The sequence below is a fragment of the Microbacterium sp. genome, from assembly GCF_029263575.1.
Lineage (GTDB): Bacteria > Actinomycetota > Actinomycetes > Actinomycetales > Microbacteriaceae > Microbacterium.
Map to the genome: position 1 here is coordinate 1 of NZ_JAJUFV010000057.1, position 17978 is coordinate 17978.

General features: G+C 65.1%; 18 protein-coding genes and 1 tRNA gene. 15 read left to right on the forward strand and 4 right to left on the reverse strand.

Going from position 1 to position 17978, the window contains the following annotated elements; translation table 11 throughout:
- Positions 1–82: 82 nt before the first annotated feature.
- The gene (locus tag Q1J95_RS07680) at positions 83–1072 is read left to right on the forward strand and encodes a metalloregulator ArsR/SmtB family transcription factor (protein ID WP_300266852.1); all 990 of its coding nucleotides are present in this window, start codon (positions 83–85) and stop codon (positions 1070–1072) included.
- Between the two features lie 25 nt (positions 1073–1097).
- The gene (locus Q1J95_RS07685) at positions 1098–1505 is read left to right on the forward strand and encodes an arsenate reductase ArsC (protein ID WP_300266854.1); all 408 of its coding nucleotides are present in this window, start codon (positions 1098–1100) and stop codon (positions 1503–1505) included.
- A 23-nt stretch (positions 1506–1528) separates the two neighbouring features.
- On the opposite strand, the gene Q1J95_RS07690 is transcribed toward Q1J95_RS07685, so the two are convergent.
- Positions 1529–2512: a bile acid:sodium symporter gene (locus Q1J95_RS07690; RefSeq protein ID WP_300266855.1), complete on the reverse strand. Its 984-nt coding sequence runs from the start codon at positions 2510–2512 to the stop codon at positions 1529–1531.
- Positions 2513–2566: 54 nt separating this feature from the next.
- On the opposite strand from Q1J95_RS07690, the gene Q1J95_RS07695 reads away from it, so the two are divergent.
- From Q1J95_RS07695 to Q1J95_RS07705, 3 genes are read left to right on the forward strand one after another with little or no spacing between them, the layout of a single operon-like run.
- Entirely contained in the window at positions 2567–2926 is a 360-nt protein-coding gene (locus Q1J95_RS07695) for a metalloregulator ArsR/SmtB family transcription factor (protein WP_300266856.1), read from the forward strand.
- Positions 2923–3600 (forward strand): cation transporter, encoded by a 678-nt coding sequence (locus Q1J95_RS07700; protein ID WP_300266858.1) that lies wholly within the window; start codon positions 2923–2925, stop codon positions 3598–3600. Before Q1J95_RS07695 ends, Q1J95_RS07700 begins: the two co-directional genes overlap by 4 nt.
- Complete coding sequence (locus Q1J95_RS07705; protein WP_300266859.1) at positions 3600–3923, forward strand: hypothetical protein; 324 nt, start codon at positions 3600–3602, stop codon at positions 3921–3923. Before Q1J95_RS07700 ends, Q1J95_RS07705 begins: the two co-directional genes overlap by 1 nt.
- A gap of 1280 nt (positions 3924–5203) precedes the next feature.
- On the opposite strand, the gene Q1J95_RS07710 is transcribed toward Q1J95_RS07705, so the two are convergent.
- Together Q1J95_RS07710 and Q1J95_RS07715 are read right to left on the reverse strand one after the other, a co-directional pair.
- Positions 5204–5292, reverse strand: a tRNA-Ser gene (locus Q1J95_RS07710).
- Positions 5293–5375: 83 nt separating this feature from the next.
- Positions 5376–6383, reverse strand: coding sequence for a LacI family DNA-binding transcriptional regulator (locus tag Q1J95_RS07715; protein WP_300266860.1), 1008 nt, complete (start codon positions 6381–6383; stop codon positions 5376–5378).
- A gap of 142 nt (positions 6384–6525) precedes the next feature.
- On the opposite strand from Q1J95_RS07715, the gene Q1J95_RS07720 reads away from it, so the two are divergent.
- A complete protein-coding gene (locus Q1J95_RS07720) occupies positions 6526–6897 on the forward strand; it encodes an L-rhamnose mutarotase (protein ID WP_300266861.1) in 372 nt (123 codons plus the stop codon).
- Entirely contained in the window at positions 6894–8060 is a 1167-nt protein-coding gene (gene rhaI, locus Q1J95_RS07725) for an L-rhamnose isomerase (RefSeq protein WP_300266862.1), read from the forward strand. The genes Q1J95_RS07720 and rhaI overlap by 4 nt, the downstream gene beginning before the upstream one ends.
- 48 nt (positions 8061–8108) lie before the next feature.
- Here rhaI and Q1J95_RS07730 read toward each other — a convergent pair whose 3' ends face one another.
- The gene (locus Q1J95_RS07730; RefSeq protein ID WP_300266863.1) at positions 8109–8876 is read right to left on the reverse strand and encodes a DeoR/GlpR family DNA-binding transcription regulator; all 768 of its coding nucleotides are present in this window, start codon (positions 8874–8876) and stop codon (positions 8109–8111) included.
- A 223-nt stretch (positions 8877–9099) separates the two neighbouring features.
- On the opposite strand from Q1J95_RS07730, the gene Q1J95_RS07735 reads away from it, so the two are divergent.
- The 8 genes from Q1J95_RS07735 to Q1J95_RS07770 form a co-directional block, all read left to right on the forward strand.
- Entirely contained in the window at positions 9100–10461 is a 1362-nt protein-coding gene (locus Q1J95_RS07735; RefSeq protein WP_300266864.1) for a sugar ABC transporter substrate-binding protein, read from the forward strand.
- Positions 10462–10528: 67 nt separating this feature from the next.
- Positions 10529–11476 carry a carbohydrate ABC transporter permease gene (locus Q1J95_RS07740; protein ID WP_300266865.1) on the forward strand — a complete coding sequence of 316 codons (948 nt, stop codon included), beginning with the start codon at positions 10529–10531 and terminating at the stop codon, positions 11474–11476.
- The gene (locus Q1J95_RS07745; protein WP_366945544.1) at positions 11476–12324 is read left to right on the forward strand and encodes a carbohydrate ABC transporter permease; all 849 of its coding nucleotides are present in this window, start codon (positions 11476–11478) and stop codon (positions 12322–12324) included. The genes Q1J95_RS07740 and Q1J95_RS07745 overlap by 1 nt, the downstream gene beginning before the upstream one ends.
- Positions 12324–13106: a DeoR/GlpR family DNA-binding transcription regulator gene (locus tag Q1J95_RS07750; RefSeq protein WP_300266867.1), complete on the forward strand. Its 783-nt coding sequence runs from the start codon at positions 12324–12326 to the stop codon at positions 13104–13106. The genes Q1J95_RS07745 and Q1J95_RS07750 overlap by 1 nt, the downstream gene beginning before the upstream one ends.
- 51 nt (positions 13107–13157) lie before the next feature.
- Complete coding sequence (locus Q1J95_RS07755) at positions 13158–14648, forward strand: mannitol dehydrogenase family protein (RefSeq protein WP_300266868.1); 1491 nt, start codon at positions 13158–13160, stop codon at positions 14646–14648.
- A gap of 4 nt (positions 14649–14652) precedes the next feature.
- On the forward strand, positions 14653–16068 hold the full coding sequence (xylB, locus tag Q1J95_RS07760) for a xylulokinase (protein WP_300266869.1): 1416 nt from the start codon (positions 14653–14655) through the stop codon (positions 16066–16068).
- A gap of 8 nt (positions 16069–16076) precedes the next feature.
- Positions 16077–16838, forward strand: a complete 762-nt coding sequence (locus Q1J95_RS07765; protein ID WP_234000390.1) for a DeoR/GlpR family DNA-binding transcription regulator — start codon at positions 16077–16079, stop codon at positions 16836–16838.
- A 99-nt stretch (positions 16839–16937) separates the two neighbouring features.
- On the forward strand, positions 16938–17978 hold a 1041-nt coding region (locus tag Q1J95_RS07770), incomplete at its 3' end, for a class II aldolase/adducin family protein (protein WP_300266870.1).

Below are 17978 nucleotides of genomic sequence, written 5' to 3' on the forward strand. Positions count from 1 at the left end.
ATGTCTCGCTCTGGGCGGCCAGGCGCTGGTTCCACACCGATCCATACACCGCAGCTCCATACACCGACGTAAGGACGCCATCATGAATGCCACTTTGACCGCTGAAGATACCTGCAGTCCGGTCGCCTCGCACGCGATCGGGCAGGACGCGGCGTCATCCGTCGCAGCCACATTGAAGGCGCTCTCTGACCCCCTGCGCCTGCGAATGTTGTCCGCGATCGCCTCCGACCCGCGCGGGGAATCCTGCGTCTGTGACCTCGCTGAGCTCGCCGAGGTGTCCCAGCCGACCGTGTCGCACCACCTTAAGGTGCTCAAGGACGTCGATGTGCTGACGTCCGAGCGTCGCGGAACTTGGGTCTGGTACCGGATCAACCCGAACCGCCGCCGCGCCGTCACCACACTGCTGGACTCCTTCGCGCCCGCGACCGTCGCACCTTGGACAGAAGACGCAGCCGACGAGGCACGCCGACCAGACTTCGACGCACGAGTCACTCACCTCGCCGACGAGCTGGCCGCCGAGATCCCGGAACTCGACTCAGCGACCGTCCTCACCATCGTGCGAGAGTCCTACACCGCCCTCGCCCGCACCGCCCGGGTGACCTCGGCCCTGATCCCACTTACGGAGCGGTTCGCCAGGCAGCGGCTGAGCGACCTCACCCGCGACCGCGACACGGCAGTGCCTCAGGTGCTGTTCGTCTGCGTCGCCAACGCCGGTCGCTCACAGCTCGCCGCCGCACTCGTCAACCAGCTCGCCGGTGGCAGGGTCGTCGCGCGGTCGGCAGGCTCCAGTCCCGCCGATGTCATCCACCCGCACGTGCGGTCGCTGCTCGCCGAGATCGAAGGCGATGACGCCGCTGAGCGATTCCCGAAGCCGCTGACCGACGACGCCGTGAGAGCGGCGGATGTCGTGATCACCATGGGCTGCGGCGATGTCTGCCCGATCATCCCCGGCGTCCGCTACGACGACTGGGCGGTCGGAGATCCAGCTCTCGCCTCCCTCGAAGGCGTCGAAGCCATCCGCGACGACATCACCGCACGCGTCCGCACCCTCGTCGCAGACCTTGCCCACTGACCGCTTCTCGAAACCTGGAGTCACCATGTCAGAAACCACCACCAAGCCCTCCGTACTGTTCGTCTGCGTACACAACGCCGGCCGCTCCCAGATGGCGGCCGGATTCCTCCGCGACATCGCCGGCGACCGCATCGAGGTGCGCTCCGCAGGATCCATGCCCGCCGATCAGATCAATCCCGTCGCCGTCGACGCCATGGCCGAGCTGGGCATCGACATCACTGCCGAAGCCCCGAAGGTGCTCACCACCGAAGCGGTGCAGGCCTCTGACGTCGTCATCACGATGGGCTGCGGCGACGCCTGCCCCTTCTTCCCCGGAAAGCGCTACGAGGACTGGGAGCTCGACGACCCGGCAGGGCAGGGCATCGACTCGGTGCGCCCCATCCGCGACGACATCCGTGGACGCATCGAGCAACTGGTGAGCGAACTCATCTGAGGTTCTGCTTTACCCCGCAGCTCTTACGCCGCGGTAATCCGACCGGATCTCTCCGGGAGCAATCGGGGGATGAGCCGTACGAACACGACCATGACGATGAGCTCAACGAGCGTCTGAGTGACGACGACGAGCGGAGCAAGGTCAAAAGCCGCAGGAAGTGCCAGGACCAGCGGTAGCACAACCAGGGAGTTCCGCGTCGCACCGCTGAACACGATCGTCCGTTTCGCGGGAACATCCAGCCGCGCCGCAGCACCGGCGATCATGCCGACGGGGACCATGATCGCGGCGAAGAGCACGTACACGGGCACCACCAGGAGCAGCCTCGCGATTTCCTGCCCGACACCGGCGATCTGGGACGCCACGACGACGGCAAGGGTGAGCATCATGAGCGGCACCATCGCTGCCAGCCCTACCCGCTCGAGAGAGCGTCCCCAGCCTGTCCGAGTGGCCGCGAGCTGGGTGAGACCTGCAGCCGCGAGCGGCAGAACGATGAGCAGCAGGAATGCCTCTGCGAACGGTCGCAGATCGATGGCTTGAACGAACTGATCGCCGACGAAGAGCCACAGGCATGCCGGGAGCAGGAGAAATTGGGCGAGCATCAACAGCGGCGCCGCCGCGAGAAGTCGATCTCTGGAACCGCCAGCCAGCCCTGCGAAGACAATGACGTAGTCCACGCATGGGGTCAGTAGCACGAAGAGCACGCCGATCAGCAGCACCTGATCGTGCGCGACGATACGCGACAGCCCGAACACAACGAGCGGCACCAGCACGAAGTTCACCACGAGCAACGTCCCCAGGAACCGCCAATCGCGAAACGCTTGCCCTAGTCTCGCGAAAGGCACGCCGAGGAAAGTGACATACAACAGTAATCCCAGCACCGGATTGATCGCGGTCTCGGCGGGATGCGCCAGGACGGGGAAGAGCAGACCGACCGCTGCACCTGCGGCCAGAGCGGCTAGGTAGAGTCCGACTTGGTGTCGTTCCATCCACTGCACGCCGGCTCCCATATGTCTCATCTTCCCAGAACGGCAATAGGTCACTGAACACTGTATAGTCGTCGTGTGCTGACTATTGTTTCCCGTCTCGATGTGATGAATCGTCTCGGCCGTGCCATGGCCGACCCGACCCGCTCGCGGATCCTGATGTCCCTACTCGAAGGACCGAGCTATCCCGCGGTGCTCTCTCGTTCACTCGAGCTCTCACGCTCGAATGTGTCGAACCATCTCACCTGTCTGCGGGACTGCGGCATCGTCGTCGCCGAGCCCGAGGGTCGGCAAACCCGGTACGAGATCGCAGACCCGCATCTCACGGCTGCGCTCACCGCGTTGGTGGACGTGACGCTTGCTGTCGACGAGAACGCACCGTGTCTCGACTCGGCATGCACGGTACCCGGATGCTGCGCGACGGAGGTGCAGGCATGAGCGCCGCGTTGACCACGGAACGCCGCGCGACGCTGCATCGCCGGGTCCGGTTCATCGTCGGATTCACGATCACCTACAACGTGATCGAAGCCATCGTCGCGGTCTGGGCCGGCGTGCTCGCATCGTCTGCCGCGCTTATCGGCTTCGGTCTCGACTCCGTCGTCGAAGTGCTCTCGGCCGCCGCGATCGCATGGCAATTCACACGCAAGGACCCCGAGCGATGGGAGAGGGTCACCGTCAAGGCGATCGCCATCGCATTCTTCGCTCTCGCCGCATACGTCACCGTCGATGCGGTCCTGAGCCTGATCCAGGCAGAGGGTCCGGACCACAGCCCGTTCGGACTCGGCATCACCGCACTGAGCCTGGTGATCATGCCGTTGTTGGCCTGGTACGAGGTCCGTACCGGGCGCGAACTCGACTCGAAGAGCGTGTTGGCCGATGCCAAGCAGCTCATCCTCTGCGTCTACCTCTCCGGTGCGGTGTTCATCGGCCTGATACTCAACAGCCTGTTCGGCTGGTGGTGGGCCGATTCCGTCGCCGCGCTCGTCGTCGCGGTTCTCGCGATCCGCGAGGGCATCGAGGCATGGCGCGGTGACGTAGAGTCCCCGTTCGAGGTTCTCGAAGACCTGCAAGACGATGACGACGACGCAGACTATGCAGAGGAGAAGATCTGATGACACAGGGCCCATTCCGAGACGTCCCGATTGCATGCACACTCCCGACCATCGCGGAAGCCAAGGCACAGGTCGAGAGATGGCAGGCCTTCGACGCCGACTACGCGCTCACCTCGGAGCGCTCGGACTCTGCACTCATCATCTACTACGCGAAGGTCAATGACTCGATCAGTCGGCTGAGGGATCTCGTCGAGGTAGAGCAGCGCTGTTGCGCCTTCGTCGAATGGGGCATCGACGAGAGTGGTAACGATCTGCGGCTGATCGCACGGGGGTCTGAGGAGCAACTTGCGGCGCTCAACGTGCCGACACCTCACACGGCTTGATCAAAAGCCCCAACCGGACTGAGCGACCCAAGAGGGCCTGGTCTTCTTCGCACGACGATTATTTCCCTCCGGAATACTTCTCTCCACCGACAAAACGGACGAACTCATCCGGGAGTATGTCGCGGAAGGTGGCAAGCCCGAGGACTGGTGGAAGTCCTGGGCGGGCTCGTATTCGATTGCTCCCACCCAGGATGCCCCGATCGTCCGCGACCGCGGCGAGGGCCGCACTCTGGAACTTGTGCGGTGGGACTGGCAGAAGCCGGCCAACCGCCCCACCAGGCATTGCTGTGGTAGGCGGTCACTGGTGGCGCTGACGCTGAAGGCGCTATGGTCCTCGGTATGGGCACATGGCGGACGGAGCTCGTAATAGAACCTCATGCGTTGGAGAAGGTGAACTACGGGGTGCTGCTGCGTGATGCTCGAGTATTTAGCGGATATAGCCAGGAGCGGGTCGCCCAAGAAGCAGGGATCGCGGTTCAAACGTATGGCGCGACAGAACGCAATCTCCTCAACAGCACATCAGCCGGGCCGCGAGTTCACACCGTGTTGCGAATTCTTGGCGCACTCCAACTGGACGTCATTGTGCGCGGTCACGGTCGTGGCCAAGCCTCCGGAAGGGTGCCGTCAGGCAACGCGGCCACCGCACCCTGGTCTTGACTGACCGCCCAAAGCTCATCGTCAGTTCGGACGAGGAAGACATAAACATCCCCCTGACCCTCAAGGCGTTGGAAAATCGAGACACCGTCTTGGGAAGAAGAGTCGGTAGCAACGCCGAAAAAAATCTCTGATTCCCCATCACCCTTAGGCCACTCGTCTACTTTTGCCGTCCAGTAAGTCGCGTCCGCATCGTGTGGCTGACCGTTCTCTGAGGGGCGAGATCTCTGACAAGGGCAAACGACATCCGCAACCTCGTATGCCGACTCAGGACTGGCGTACGACGCCTGCGCTCCGCATCCTTCGCTGGACGCGGAACATCCGCTAACGAGCGATGAGACCAGCAGAACGCCACTGGCGATAAGTACTCGACATCGATGAGTCATGCCACCTATGGTCTCTTCACAATCGGCTCGATGAGGGCCAGCCCTTCGAACACCGTGCGCGACGCTCCCCCGATGATCGCCTTTCGGGGCTCGGCACCTGACGCTGCCCCGCCCGGCAACCAGACGCGGAGTTGCTCAAATCGGTGGGGGGACACCTGAGGGTCGAAACGCGGTAATCACGCCAGATTGGTCCCACTCTCCAGGGACCAAGAAATCCCCGCCTGAGCGGGGATTTCACTGCGGAGACGGAGGGATTTGAACCCTCGGTCCCCTTTAAAGAGGACTCCACCTTAGCAGGGTGGTGCACTAGGCCACTATGCGACGTCTCCAGGCATCCGACTCCGAAAAGCACGGACGCACCCTGCAAGCATAACTGCTATGAGCCGCGCGGACGAACCGAAACGAGCAGCGCTCAACCAGCGGATGATTCGCGCACCACGAGCTCGGGTCGAAATCGCACGCGGCGCTCGTACTTCCCGTCCGGATCGGCGATCGTCTTCAGCAGCAGTTCCACCGCGGTGTGCCCGATCTCTTCGGCGGGCTGACGCACTGAGCTGAGCGGTACGACGGTCGCGGAGGCGAAGTCGATGTCGTCGTAACCGATCAGGGCGATGTCGTCGGGCACGCGCAGGCCACCGAGGATCGTCAGCCCCTGCACCAGACCGACGGCGAGCAGATCATTCGCGGCGAAGATCGCATCAGGACGGTCGGCAGCCTCGCGTGCCACGATCGCTTCGCCGGCGGCACGCCCGTTGAGCACGGTGAGAGTGGGCATCTCGATCACTTCGAGCCTCGCTCCGGCCACCTCTGCGACTGCTCGCCGGGCACCCTCCAGGCGGTTCGTGACCTGCGCGATCGTCGGCGGCCCACCTACGAACGCGAGCCGCCTGCGCCCTTGCTGCAACAGGTGCTCCGCAGCGAGATAGCCGCCCTCGACGTCGTCGACCGACACCGAGCAGAGCTCGCTTCCGGCGATCTCATGGTCTACCAGCACGACCGGGATTCCCGCGCCGCGCAGCCTTTCGAGGTTCTCGGTCGCATCGGATGCCGGCGTGATGAGCACGCCGTTCACACGCTGCTCACGAAACAGCTCCAGATACCCCGCTTCGCGCGCCGCGTTCTCATCGCTGTTCCCCAGCAGCACCGACAGCCCATCGGCATCGGCGCGAGCCTCTGCTCCGCGCGCCACTGCCGCGAAGAAGGGGTTGCCCGCGTCCAGCACGATCATGCCGATGCTGCGGCTGCTTCCCGCCCGCAACTGCCGGGCCGCATCGTTGCGCACAAAGCCGAGTTCGTCGATCGCGGCCATCACCCGCTCGACTGTCGCCGGCGCGACCTTCTCTGGGCGATTGAGGACGTTCGACACGGTTCCGACCGAGACGCCCGCCGCCACCGCCACGTCTCGCACACTCGTTGCCAACTGAGACTCCTCTTCTCGCGCTGTCGAGAGTGTATCGGCATGGTCAGGCGCGCTTGCACAACCGCGCCTGTAGACTTAAGCTTGAAACGATTCATGCCGCTAGTCGGTGCCTCATGGCACCTTTCGAAGGAGCTCGTCGACGATGACCACGCCCGCCCGCGTCTGCTTTCAGCTGCAGGTGCACCCCGAGCGGCTGGACGAATATCTCGAGCGCCATCGCGCGGTCTGGCCCGAGATGCTCGCCGAGATCGAGGCATCCGGCCGGCGCAACTATTCGCTCTTCCTGGGGGAGAACGGCACCCTCATCGGCTACTACGAGACCGATGACGACCAGGCCGCACAGCGATACCTCGCCGAGTCCGCGATCGCGACCCGCTGGGAAGCCGAGATGGCGGCGTTCTTCGTCGGGTTGAGCGGGCGCCCCGACCAAGCGGCAATGCCTCTCACCGAAGTCTTCAACCTGGCCGAGCAGCTCTCTGCCGCAGCATCCGATAACGAAAGCAGTGCATCATGAGCATCCTGTCCCCCGAGATCCTCACCGAACTCGAGAAGCAATCCATCGAGCTTCCCAGCTGGGCCTTCGGAAACTCCGGAACCCGCTTCAAGGTGTTCGGCACGCCCGGCACCCCGCGCGATCCGTGGGAGAAGATCGCTGACGCCGCCCAGGTGCACAAGCACACCGCCCTCGCGCCGGTCGTCGCGCTGCACATCCCGTGGGATCTCGTCGACTCCTACGACGACCTGCGAAAGCACACTGAAGACCACGGCGTCGCGCTCGGCACGGTCAACTCCAACACCTTCCAAGACGACGACTACAAGTTCGGCGCCCTCACCCATGAAGACGCGGCCATCCGTCAGAAAGCCATCGATCACCACTTCGCATGCATCGATGTGATGGACGCCACAGGCAGCCGTGACCTGAAGATCTGGCTCGCCGAAGGCTCGAACTACCCCGGCCAGGCTGACCTCCGCGGCCGGCAGGACCGCTTGCAGGACTCACTGCAGAAGATCTATGCGCGCCTCGGCGACGACCAGCGCCTGGTGCTCGAGTACAAGTTCTTCGAGCCCGCTTTCTACCACACCGATGTTCCCGACTGGGGCACCAGCTACGCGCAGGTCGCGGCGTTGGGCGACAAGGCGATGGTGTGCCTGGACACCGGCCACCACGCCCCCGGCACCAACATCGAGTTCATCGTCATGCAGCTGCTGCGCCTGGGCAAGCTCGGCTCGTTCGACTTCAATTCGCGCTTCTACGCCGACGACGACCTGATCGTGGGCGCGGCCGACCCGTTCCAGCTGTTCCGCATCATCTTCGAAGTCGTCCGCGGCGGCGGCCTGAACAATCCTGACGTGGCATTCATGCTCGATCAGTGCCACAACGTCGAAGACAAGATCCCCGGGCAGATCCGCTCGGTGCTCAACGTTCAAGAGATGACCGCGCGTGCTCTGCTCGTCGACACGGATGCTCTCACCGCCGCCCAGCGCTCGGGCGACGTTCTCGCCGCCAATGCGGTGTTCATGGATGCCTTCTACACCGACGTTCGCCCGGCCCTGGCCGAGTGGCGCGAGTCACGCGGACTCGCCGCCGACCCGATGGCCGCCTACGCGGCATCCGGCTACCAGCAGAAGATCGCGACCGACCGCGTCGGCGGCGTCCAGGCCGGCTGGGGCGCCTGACACACCTCGACGACGACCGGCGCGACCGGGTCGCGCCCCTCGCTAGGTCTACGCATCAACGACCGTCAGCGCGGCACCGGTCTCGACGATCTCGCGGCGATGCTCGTCATCGATGCGCGCGTCTGTGATGATCTCGTCAAACTCATCGAGTTCAGCAAACCCGCAGAATGATCGCACGCCGAACTTCCCCGCGGTGACGGCGAGGATCCGCTGCTGTGCCGTAGCGATCATGGCGCGTTTGACCGCGACCTCCGCGGGAATCGTCGTCGTCACACCCTCCGCGGTGACGCCGTTGGCGCCGATGACGGCGAGATCGACGTTCAGCCCGCTCAGCTGAGACCGGGTCCACTCGCCCACCGTCGCCTGGGTCAGGTGGCGCACGCGACCCGGCAGCACGAGCGTCGTCAGCGAATCATGACCGGCGAGCAGCCGTGCCGCCGGCAGGTTGTTGGTCACCACCATGAGTGTGCGATTCGGGGGGAAGACCTCGGCAAGGCTGAGGATCAGGGCGCCCGAGTCGAGCAGTACAACGCCATCACGCGGCAGCCTGTCGACGACCGCGCGGGCGACGCGTGCACGTTCGACGCCCTCGGTGTTGCGTCGATCGGGAAGCGAGAGCTCGAAGGGCAGCGTGCGGATCAATCGTGCGCCGCCGTGCTGTCGGCGCAGCATCCCTTCGCGCTCCAGGTCATCGAGGTCACGGCGGATCGTCGCTGACGTCACACCGAGCCGAGAGCTCAGGCGCGCGACGGAGACGCGTCCGTCACCAGCGCTGGCCTCGGCCAGGATCGCCAGTCGGCGTTCAGCGGGGTACATCCATGTCTCCTGTCGGCGAATCGAACATCGATATGACTGTTCGATGATGATTGAACCCTACCGCATGCCTGTTTATTTTCATTTGATGCCCGAAAGTGTTGCATATTCGACTCATTCGGGCCAAGATGGTCATCGCATCACATGAGCGCCCTGTTCCAGGCATCGAATACCCGCACAACGACGTCGACTTACTGGGACAACTCAACGACGAAAGAGGTACATCATGCAGACCAACTCCCGCACGAAACGCTGGCTGGTATCAGCCGCCGTGCTGTCGGCCTCGGCGATGGCCGTCAGCGGCTGCGCCGGCGCCGGTGGTGGCGGCGGAGGCGGCGAAGAAGGCACCACGACGCTGACTCTCGCCACCGTCAACAACCCCCAGATGAAAGACATGGAGGAGTTGAAGGGCGAGTTCGAAGCCGAGCACCCCGACATCAAGGTCAACTTCATCCAGATGGAAGAGAACGACCTCCGCGACGCCGTCACCAAGGACGTCGCCACCCAGGGCGGCCAATACGACATCGTCACGGTCGGCAGCTACGAGGTTCCGATCTGGGGTCAGAACGACTGGCTTGTCGACCTCAGCGACCTCGCCGCAGACACCGAGGGCTACGACGTCGACGACCTGCTCGCCCCGGTGCGCGAAGCGCTGACGGTCGATGACCAGCTCTTCGCGGTTCCGTTCTACGCCGAGAGCTCGTTCCTGATGTACAACAAGCAGATTCTCTCGGATGCGGGCATCACACTCTCTGACCACCCGACCTGGCAAGAAGTCGCCGAGGCGGCCAAGGCCGTTCACAGCGATGACGTCGCCGGCATCTGCCTGCGCGGCAAGCCCGGCTGGGGCGAGCTGTTCGCCCCGCTGACCACCGTCGTGCAGACCTTCGGCGGCAACTGGTTCGACGAAGACTGGAACGCCCAGGTCAACAGCCCCGAGTTCACCGAGGCCGTGCAGTTCTACACCGACCTCGTGAAAGAGGCCGGCCAGGCCGATCCGGTCTCGAGCGGCTTCACCGAGTGCCTGAACCTGTTCGGCCAGGGCAAGGCCGCCATGTGGTACGACGCGACCTCGGCCGCGGGCTCTGTCGAGTCACCCGAGCTCAGCACCATCGCCGGCAACGTCGGCTACACGCACGCCCCTGTCGTTGAGACCGAGGAGTCGGGCTGGCTGTGGGCCTGGAACCTCGCGATCCCGAAGACCTCCAAGAAGCAGGAAGCCGCTTGGGAGTTCGTGAGCTGGGCCACCAGCAAGGACTACATCAAGCTCGTCGGCGAAGAGCTCGGCTGGAGCCGCGTTCCCCCGGGGTCGCGCGAGTCGACCTACGAGATTCCGGAGTATCAGGAAGAAGCAGGCGCCTTCGCGGGCCTGACCAGAGAGATCATGACCTCGGTGAACCCGACCCAGCCGGGTGTCGACCCGCAGCCGTGGGTGGGAATCCAGTACGTCACGATCCCTGAGTTCCAGGATCTCGGCAACCAGGTCTCGCAGGAGATCGCCGAGGTGTTCGCCGGTCGCGCGACCGTGGAAGAGGCCTTGGCCGCCGGACAGAAGCTCGGCGAAGAGGCCGGAGCCGCGCAGAAGTAAAGGTGCGAGGGGAGGCGGTCCACTCGCCTCCCCTCTGCCCTTTCATCCCGCCCGAGGAGAACAACACATGACCACCGCACTCGTCACGGCTCCGCCCGACGCGAAGCGTCGACGCATCCGAAAGCGTGAGCTGACCACCCGAGACCGTCGCTCATTGCGCCTGGCACGCATGTTGGTCTGGCCCGCCCTGATCGTCGCGATCGTCATCACCCAGGTGCCATTCCTGGTGACGATCTACTACTCGTTCCAGCGCTGGAACCTGCAACGACCTGGAGATCAGGCGTTCGCCGGATTCGCCAACTACGCCAAAGTCTTCAGCAACGGCGCCTTCGTCGAATCGCTCATCGCGACCGTGCTCATCACAGGCGGCTCTGTGCTGTTCTCGGTCATTCTCGGGCTCTTCCTCGCCGTCCTGCTCGATCGCAAGTTTCTCGGTCAGGGCGTCGCACGCACGCTGCTGATCACCCCCTTCCTCATGATGCCGGCCGCGGCCGCGCTGATCTGGAAGTGGTCGATGCTCGACGCGAACGTCGGCATGGTCAACTGGTTCTTCTCTCTCGTGGGAATCCCGCCGGTGGCATGGAACACCGACCTGCCGATCCTGACGATCGTCATGGTGCTGACCTGGCAGTACACACCCTTCATGATGCTGATCATCCTCGCGGGGCTGCAGAGCCAGTCCGGAGAGGTGCTGGAAGCAGCCGCGGTCGACGGCGCCGGTCCCTTCCGCTCGTTCTTCTACATGACCCTGCCGCATTTGCGCACCTACATCGAGCTCGCCGTTCTGCTCGGCACGATCATGTTGCTGCAGGTGTTCGATCCGATCGCGATCATGACCCGCGGAACCGGCGGCACCAAAACACTTCCCTACCTGCTGTATGAGCGAGCCTTCGTCGGCCTCGAAATCGGCGAAGCGGCGGCATATGGCGTGCTCACCGTGATCCTGACGATCATCGTCGCCACGGTCGCCCTGCGACTGCTGTTCAAGATCTTCCGCACCGAAGGAGCCCGATGATGTCCTCCGCCACCATCACCCGTCGCCGTCCGACGCGGCAGCGCGTCACCTCGGCAGCCATCACGGTGCTGACCTGGGTTATCGTCGTCGGCTTCTTCTTCCCGGTCGCATGGATGGTCTTCACCGCTTTCAAGACCGAGGGCGCAGCCGCCACGAGCACGCCGACGATCTTCACCGAGCTCAGCTTCGACCGCTTCCACGAGGTGCTCGACCGTGGGTTCGCGGCGTATCTGACCAACTCGCTCACCGCGAGCGTCATGTCGACGCTGATCGTGCTTCTGCTGGCGATCCCGGCGGCGTACGGACTGTCGGTTCGTCCGATCATCCGCTCGACGGATGCACTGTTCTTCTTCATCTCGACGAAGTTCTTGCCGATCGCGGCGGCCATCATTCCGATCTACCTGCTGCTGCAGAACCTCGGTGCTCTCGACAACATTTCGGCACTGTCCATCCTGTATGTCGGCATGAATCTGCCACTTGCGATCTGGATGATGCGATCATTCTTCGCGGAGGTTCCTGTGGAGATCATCGAAGCCGCGCAGATCGACGGCGCGCGATTCTGGACCGAACTGGTCAGGGTCGTGTTGCCGATCGTGGCGCCCGGCATCGCCGCAGCAGCGCTGATCTGCTTCATCTTCGCCTGGAACGAGTACTTCCTCGCCAACCTGCTCACCTCGACGGTGGCCCGCACGACGCCGCCGTTCCTCGGCAGCTTCGTCGACGGACGCGGACAGTTCCTCGCGGTGCTGTCGGCTGCGGCGACGCTGGCTGTGCTCCCCGTGGTCATCGCGGGATGGTTGGCTCAGAAGCGCCTCGTGCGCGGTCTCGCCATGGGAGCCATCAAATAATGACAAATGACAAGCACGGCACGCAGGAGGGCGAGCGCTCAGCGCTGTCGGCAATCGGCCGACACGAGAGCATCGCAGCGCTCATCGAGAGCGATGGCCGCGTCGAGGTCTCTGATCTCGCCGAACGACTGAGCGTCTCAGAAGAGACGATCCGGCGTGACCTGCGTGTTCTTGAGAGCGACGGTCGGCTGGTCCGCGCGCACGGCGGTGCTGTGCGTCCGCCCGTCGCCTCGCACGCTATCCCGACGCTCGATGCGACCGACCGCCCGTTCTTCGAGCGGATCGCCGCTGAACTGCCAGCGCAGGGCACGGTGTATCTCGACGGTGATGCTCTCTCGACGCCGATTGTCGGCTTGCTCTCGACAGACACCGAGCTCACCGTGGTCACGCCACGGCTCGACCTCGCGATCGCGACGAGTCTGCGCGCCGGCATCGAGGTCCTCTCGCTCGGGGGCGAGGTCTCGGCCACCGGCGCTCAGAGCGGCGAGTGGGCGCGATCGACCCTCACCGATCTGCATCTCGACACGGTCGTGATCTTCGCTGACGGATGCACCGAGACCGGCGCGCTGCTCGCTCGCCCCGCTGACGCGCTGCTGCGCCGCACCGCCCTGGCCGGCGCACGACGCACGGTGCTGGCGTTCCGCCTGGGAGAGCCCGATCCGCGCCGCTTCACCACCTTCGCCACGATCACCGATTTCGACACCGTCATCGCCAGCTCGGATGCCGAGACCACGGTCCTCGCGATTCGCGACGACGCCGTGATCGTCGCCGAGCCCGCCTGACACCTTTTTACGACGACACCGCCTACGGGCACGAACACACAGGAGACGACAATGTCCCACCTCTCATCAGAGACCCTCGGCAGCATCGACGCCGCTGTCGCCGTCCCCGAGTATGACCGCTCGCAGGTCACCGGCGGCATCGCCCATTTCGGCATCGGCGGTTTTCACCGCGCCCACCAGGCTCTCGTGATCGATGAGCTGCTGCGTCAGGGGCAGGCGCAGGAGTGGGGCATCATCGGACTCGGGGTTCGCGCAGAGGATTCACGCATGCGCGATGCTCTGCAGAAGCAGAACGGGCTCTACACACTCGTCGAGAAGCATGCCGACGGCACCCGCGACGCGCGCGTGATCGGGTCGATCCTGGGCATGCTCACCGTCCATGACGACGGCGTCGACGCGATCCTCGACCTGCTCACCGCTCCCACGACGCGCATCGTCTCCCTGACGGTCACCGAGGGCGGCTACAACATCAACCAGTCGACGGGTGAGTTCCTGCTCGACACTCCTGCCGTGGCCGCCGACCTTGAGCCAGGTGCGCGTCCCAGTACTGTCTTCGGTCTCATCACCGAGGCGCTGCGGCTGCGACGCGAGGCCGGCACCGCGTCGTTCACGGTAATGAGCTGCGACAATCTGCAGGACAACGGTCGCATCGCCAAGCGCGCGATCCTCACGTACGCACGAGCGAAAGACGCCGAGCTCGCGGCGTGGATCGAGCAACACACCCGTTTCCCGAACTCGATGGTCGACCGCATCACTCCGGTCACGACCGACGAAGACCGCGCCGAGACCGCAGCTCTGACCGGGCTTGACGAAGACTGGCCGGTCGTGTGCGAGCCGTTCTTCCAGTGGGTGCTGGAAGACTCTTTCAGCGACGGACGCCCGCCGTACGAGCTCACTCGCGTGCAACTGGTCGACGACGTCGAGCCGTATGAGCTGATGAAGCTGCGCCTGCTCAACGCATCCCACCAGGGCCTGTGCTACTTCGGCCACCTCCTCGGCTACCGGCTGGCCGACGAGGCCACCTCCGACCCGCTGATCGCCGACCTGCTTCGCCGGTACATGGCCGAAGAAGCAGCGCTGACGCTGCGCCCGCTGCCCGGCATCGACGTGGCGGCGTACTGCGACGAGCTGATCAGCCGGTTCCGCAACCCCGAGATCCGTGACACAGTCGCACGTCTGTGCGCAGAGTCGAGCGACCGCATCCCGAAATGGCTTGTGCCGGTGATCCGCGAGCGGCTGGACGCTGGCGGCACAGTGACCCGGTCGGCGGCGATCGTCGCATCGTGGGCGCGTTACGCCACCGGAATCGACGAGCAGGGTCAGCCCATCGAGGTCGTCGACAACCTGCGCGAGCAGGTGATGGCTGCCGCCGCGCCCTCGGACGACCCCCTGGCGTTCGTGCGCGACGAGAAGCTGTTCGGCGATCTCGCCGAGCGCCCGGCATTTACCGAGCCGTACCTGCACGCACTCGACGTTCTGCGCACGCAGGGTGCCAAGACGCTGCTTACACAGCTCGCGGGGTCGTCAGACCTGGCAGAGTAGGTACATGACACTCATCGCCGGCGTCGACAGCTCGACGCAGTCCTGCAAGGTGGTCATCTGCGATTCAGACACGGGACGCGTCATCCGCTCAGGCCGCGCCGCGCATCCCGCCGGCACGGAGGCAGACCCACAGGCCTGGTGGGATGCCCTCCAAGAAGCGATCGCCGCAGCGGGCGGAATCGACGACGTCGAGGCGATCTCCATCGGCGGTCAGCAGCACGGATGCGTCGTCCTCGACGCCGACGGAGCGGTCATCCGTCCCGCGCTGCTGTGGAACGACACCCGCTCGGCGCCGGACGCCGAGCGACTCATCCGCGAGCGCGGAGACGACGGCGAGCAGTGGTGGGCTGAGACGGTCGGGCTGGTGCCCGTGGCATCCTTCACCGTCACCAAGCTGGCGTGGATCGCCCGCAACGAGCCGGAGAACGCCGCGCGCATCGCGGCCGTGTGCCTGCCGCACGACTGGCTCACCTGGCGCCTCGCCGGCAACGATGTCGGTCACGCCGACCTGTCGGCGCTGACGACCGATCGCTCGGATGCCTCGGGCACGGGCTATTACGACGCCGACTCGGGTGAGTACCGCTACGAGATCATCGACAGCATCCTCCCGCATCGTCCGATTCTGCCGCGCGTGCTCGGCCCGCTCGAGGCGGCGGGCACGACACCGTCGGGCATCACGATCGGCCCGGGCGCCGGAGACAATGCCGCAGCAGCCCTCGGCATCGGTGCACGCGCTGGCGACCTCGTCGTCTCGGTCGGAACCTCGGGCACCGTCTTCGCGGTCTCTGACACACCGACACGCGATGCCAGCGGCCTGGTCGCCGGGTTCGCCGACGCGACAGGCCGGTACCTTCCGCTCGCGTGCACGCTCAACGCTTCTCTCGTGCTGGATGCCTCGGCACAGCTGCTCGGACTCGATCACCTCGCCTTCGATGATCTGGCTCTGAACGGCGATGCCGACGGCCTGGTTCTGGTGCCCTACCTCGCCGGAGAGCGCACGCCGAACCTGCCCGAGTCCACCGGAACTCTGCTGGGAATCACGCTCGCCAACCTCACGCCCTCGGCGATGGCACGTGCGGCGGTCGAAGGCATCGTCTGTTCGCTTGCCGACGCCTGCACGGCGGTCGAGCGCGCAGGCGTGCAGGGAACTCGTGCTCTGTTCGTCGGCGGTGGCGCACGCTATCGCGCGCTGCAGCAGGTGGTGCGCGAGGTCTTCTCATTGCCCGTGGCCTTCCCTGAGCCAGCCGAGTACGTCGCGCGGGGCATGGCGCGACAAGCCGCTGGTGTGCTGCGTGGAGAGTTCCCGAGCTGGAGCACCGACAACGACACCGACGCACCGACCGGTCACGGCGCCGCCGAGCTGCTCACGAGTTATCGCGAGGCGACGGCGTTGCTGTGGGGCGACGCGGCTATCGACTGACTCCGCACATGGCTCTCTCCGGCAATCTCGAGGCGCAACGTCGCAGAGCGGCTCTCGTCGAGCTGGCGAACGAACCCCAGGGACTCATGATCGAGGCCGCGGCCGAGCGCTTCGGGGTGTCGTCCATGACCATTCGGCGCGACCTGCTTGAGCTCGAGGCAGAAGGACGTGTGCGGCGGGTCCGCGGAGGCGCGACCGCGCCGCCTCGCGCCCGCCCGTTCGATGCGCGTCTGGCGATGCGCGCGAGCGCGAAGCGAACCATCGCCGAGAAGGCCCTACGTCTGGTTCCCGACTCGGGGACCATCGCTCTGGATGCTTCGACGACGATCAGCACGCTCGCTTCGGTCGTCGGCCCGCGGACGGCCCTTTCTGCGTATACGAACTCGTTCGAGTCGTTTCAGCTGCTGCTTCCGGTCGAGGGCGTGACCGCTGTGCTCTCGGGCGGCACGGCCGAGCCGACGACCGGCAGCCTGGTCGGACCGCTCGCTCGCCGCAGCATGCGTTCGGTCTATTTCGATGTGTTCTTCTCCTCTGCCGATGCGCTTGACATCGCCGACGGCACCTCTGAGGTGTCGATCGAGGAGGCCGAGCTCAAGCAGGACATGGCCGAGAACGCGGCCACCACCGTGGTATGCGTCGATTCGAGCAAACTGCAGCGTCGGTCGGTGGCGAGGGCGCTCGAGCGCGACGATATCTCGGTCATCATCACCGAGCTCGAACCGGACGACGATCGGCTTGCCCCGTATCGGGAGTTCGCCGAGGTCTATTGACCGCGAGCGTTGGCGTTTTGTGCATTTCATGTTATCTTTCACAAGATCGAACAATGCGCACGATCTTCATCGTGGGCGCCGCCTCGTCCTGGAGATGTCATGACCAACCCCACCGCTGCCGCCCTGATCGCGCGTTCGAATCGCCTGGGCGCTGACCCGAAGAACACCAACTACGCCGGCGGTAACACCTCGGCCAAGGGCACTGAGACCGACCCCGTGACCGGGCAGCCCGTCGAGTTGCTGTGGGTCAAGGGGTCAGGCGGAGACCTCGGCACGCTGAAGGAGCAGGGCCTCGCCGTACTGCGCCTGGACCGCATGCGCGCACTTGTCGATGTCTACCCGGGTGTCGATCGTGAAGACGAGATGGTCGCCGCGTTCGACTACTGCCTGCACGGCAAAGGCGGCGCCGCCCCCTCGATCGACACCGCCATGCACGGTCTGGTAGACGCCGCGCACGTCGACCACCTGCATCCTGACTCCGGCATCGCGATCGCCACCGCTGCCGACGGTGAAGAGCTGACGGCGAAGATCTTCGGCGACAAGGTCGCGTGGGTGCCGTGGCGACGCCCCGGGTTCCAGCTCGGACTCGACATCGCAAAGATCAAGGCCGCCAACCCTCAGGCCATCGGCTGCATCCTCGGCGGACACGGCATCACCGCCTGGGGCGACAGTTCTGACGAGGCTGAAGCGAACTCGCTGTGGATCATCGACACGGCAGCGGCGTACATCGCCGCCGAGGGTAAGGCCGAGCCGTTCGGTGCCGTTCGAGCGGGCTTCGAGGCACTGCCCGAGGCCGAGCGTCGTGAGCGCGCAGCAGCGCTGGCGGGAACCATTCGCGGCATTGCCTCCACCGACAAGCCGATGGTGGGTCACTTCACCGACTCGGATGTCGTGCTCGACTTCCTGGCGTCTGAGAAGGCCCCGGCTCTCGCGGCGCTCGGCACGAGCTGCCCCGACCACTTCTTGCGCACCAAGGTCAAGCCGCTGATCCTCGACCTGCCGGCCACGGCATCCGTCGACGAGCAGATCGCCCGCCTGCACGAGCTGCACACCGAGTACCGTGCCGACTACCAGGCGTATTACGACGCGCATGCGACGGCCGAGAGCCCCGCCATCCGCGGCGCTGACCCGCTCATCGTC

What these genes read in the sequence shown, in the direction of transcription:
- Q1J95_RS07730 (WP_300266863.1), bottom strand. Translation starts at nt 8,876, where the DNA reads ATGTACCCCGCTGAACGCCGACTGGCGATCCTGGCCGAGGCCAGCGCT.
- Q1J95_RS07755 (WP_300266868.1), top strand. Translation starts at nt 13,158, where the DNA reads ATGTCCCACCTCTCATCAGAGACCCTCGGCAGCATCGACGCCGCTGTC.
- Q1J95_RS07680 (WP_300266852.1), top strand. Translation starts at nt 83, where the DNA reads ATGAATGCCACTTTGACCGCTGAAGATACCTGCAGTCCGGTCGCCTCG.
- Q1J95_RS07740 (WP_300266865.1), top strand. Translation starts at nt 10,529, where the DNA reads ATGACCACCGCACTCGTCACGGCTCCGCCCGACGCGAAGCGTCGACGC.
- Q1J95_RS07685 (WP_300266854.1), top strand. Translation starts at nt 1,098, where the DNA reads ATGTCAGAAACCACCACCAAGCCCTCCGTACTGTTCGTCTGCGTACAC.
- xylB (WP_300266869.1), top strand. Translation starts at nt 14,653, where the DNA reads ATGACACTCATCGCCGGCGTCGACAGCTCGACGCAGTCCTGCAAGGTG.
- Q1J95_RS07765 (WP_234000390.1), top strand. Translation starts at nt 16,077, where the DNA reads ATGGCTCTCTCCGGCAATCTCGAGGCGCAACGTCGCAGAGCGGCTCTC.
- Q1J95_RS07690 (WP_300266855.1), bottom strand. Translation starts at nt 2,512, where the DNA reads ATGGGAGCCGGCGTGCAGTGGATGGAACGACACCAAGTCGGACTCTAC.
- Q1J95_RS07720 (WP_300266861.1), top strand. Translation starts at nt 6,526, where the DNA reads ATGACCACGCCCGCCCGCGTCTGCTTTCAGCTGCAGGTGCACCCCGAG.
- Q1J95_RS07735 (WP_300266864.1), top strand. Translation starts at nt 9,100, where the DNA reads ATGCAGACCAACTCCCGCACGAAACGCTGGCTGGTATCAGCCGCCGTG.
- Q1J95_RS07700 (WP_300266858.1), top strand. Translation starts at nt 2,923, where the DNA reads ATGAGCGCCGCGTTGACCACGGAACGCCGCGCGACGCTGCATCGCCGG.
- rhaI (WP_300266862.1), top strand. Translation starts at nt 6,894, where the DNA reads ATGAGCATCCTGTCCCCCGAGATCCTCACCGAACTCGAGAAGCAATCC.
- Q1J95_RS07705 (WP_300266859.1), top strand. Translation starts at nt 3,600, where the DNA reads ATGACACAGGGCCCATTCCGAGACGTCCCGATTGCATGCACACTCCCG.
- Q1J95_RS07745 (WP_366945544.1), top strand. Translation starts at nt 11,476, where the DNA reads ATGTCCTCCGCCACCATCACCCGTCGCCGTCCGACGCGGCAGCGCGTC.
- Q1J95_RS07750 (WP_300266867.1), top strand. Translation starts at nt 12,324, where the DNA reads ATGACAAATGACAAGCACGGCACGCAGGAGGGCGAGCGCTCAGCGCTG.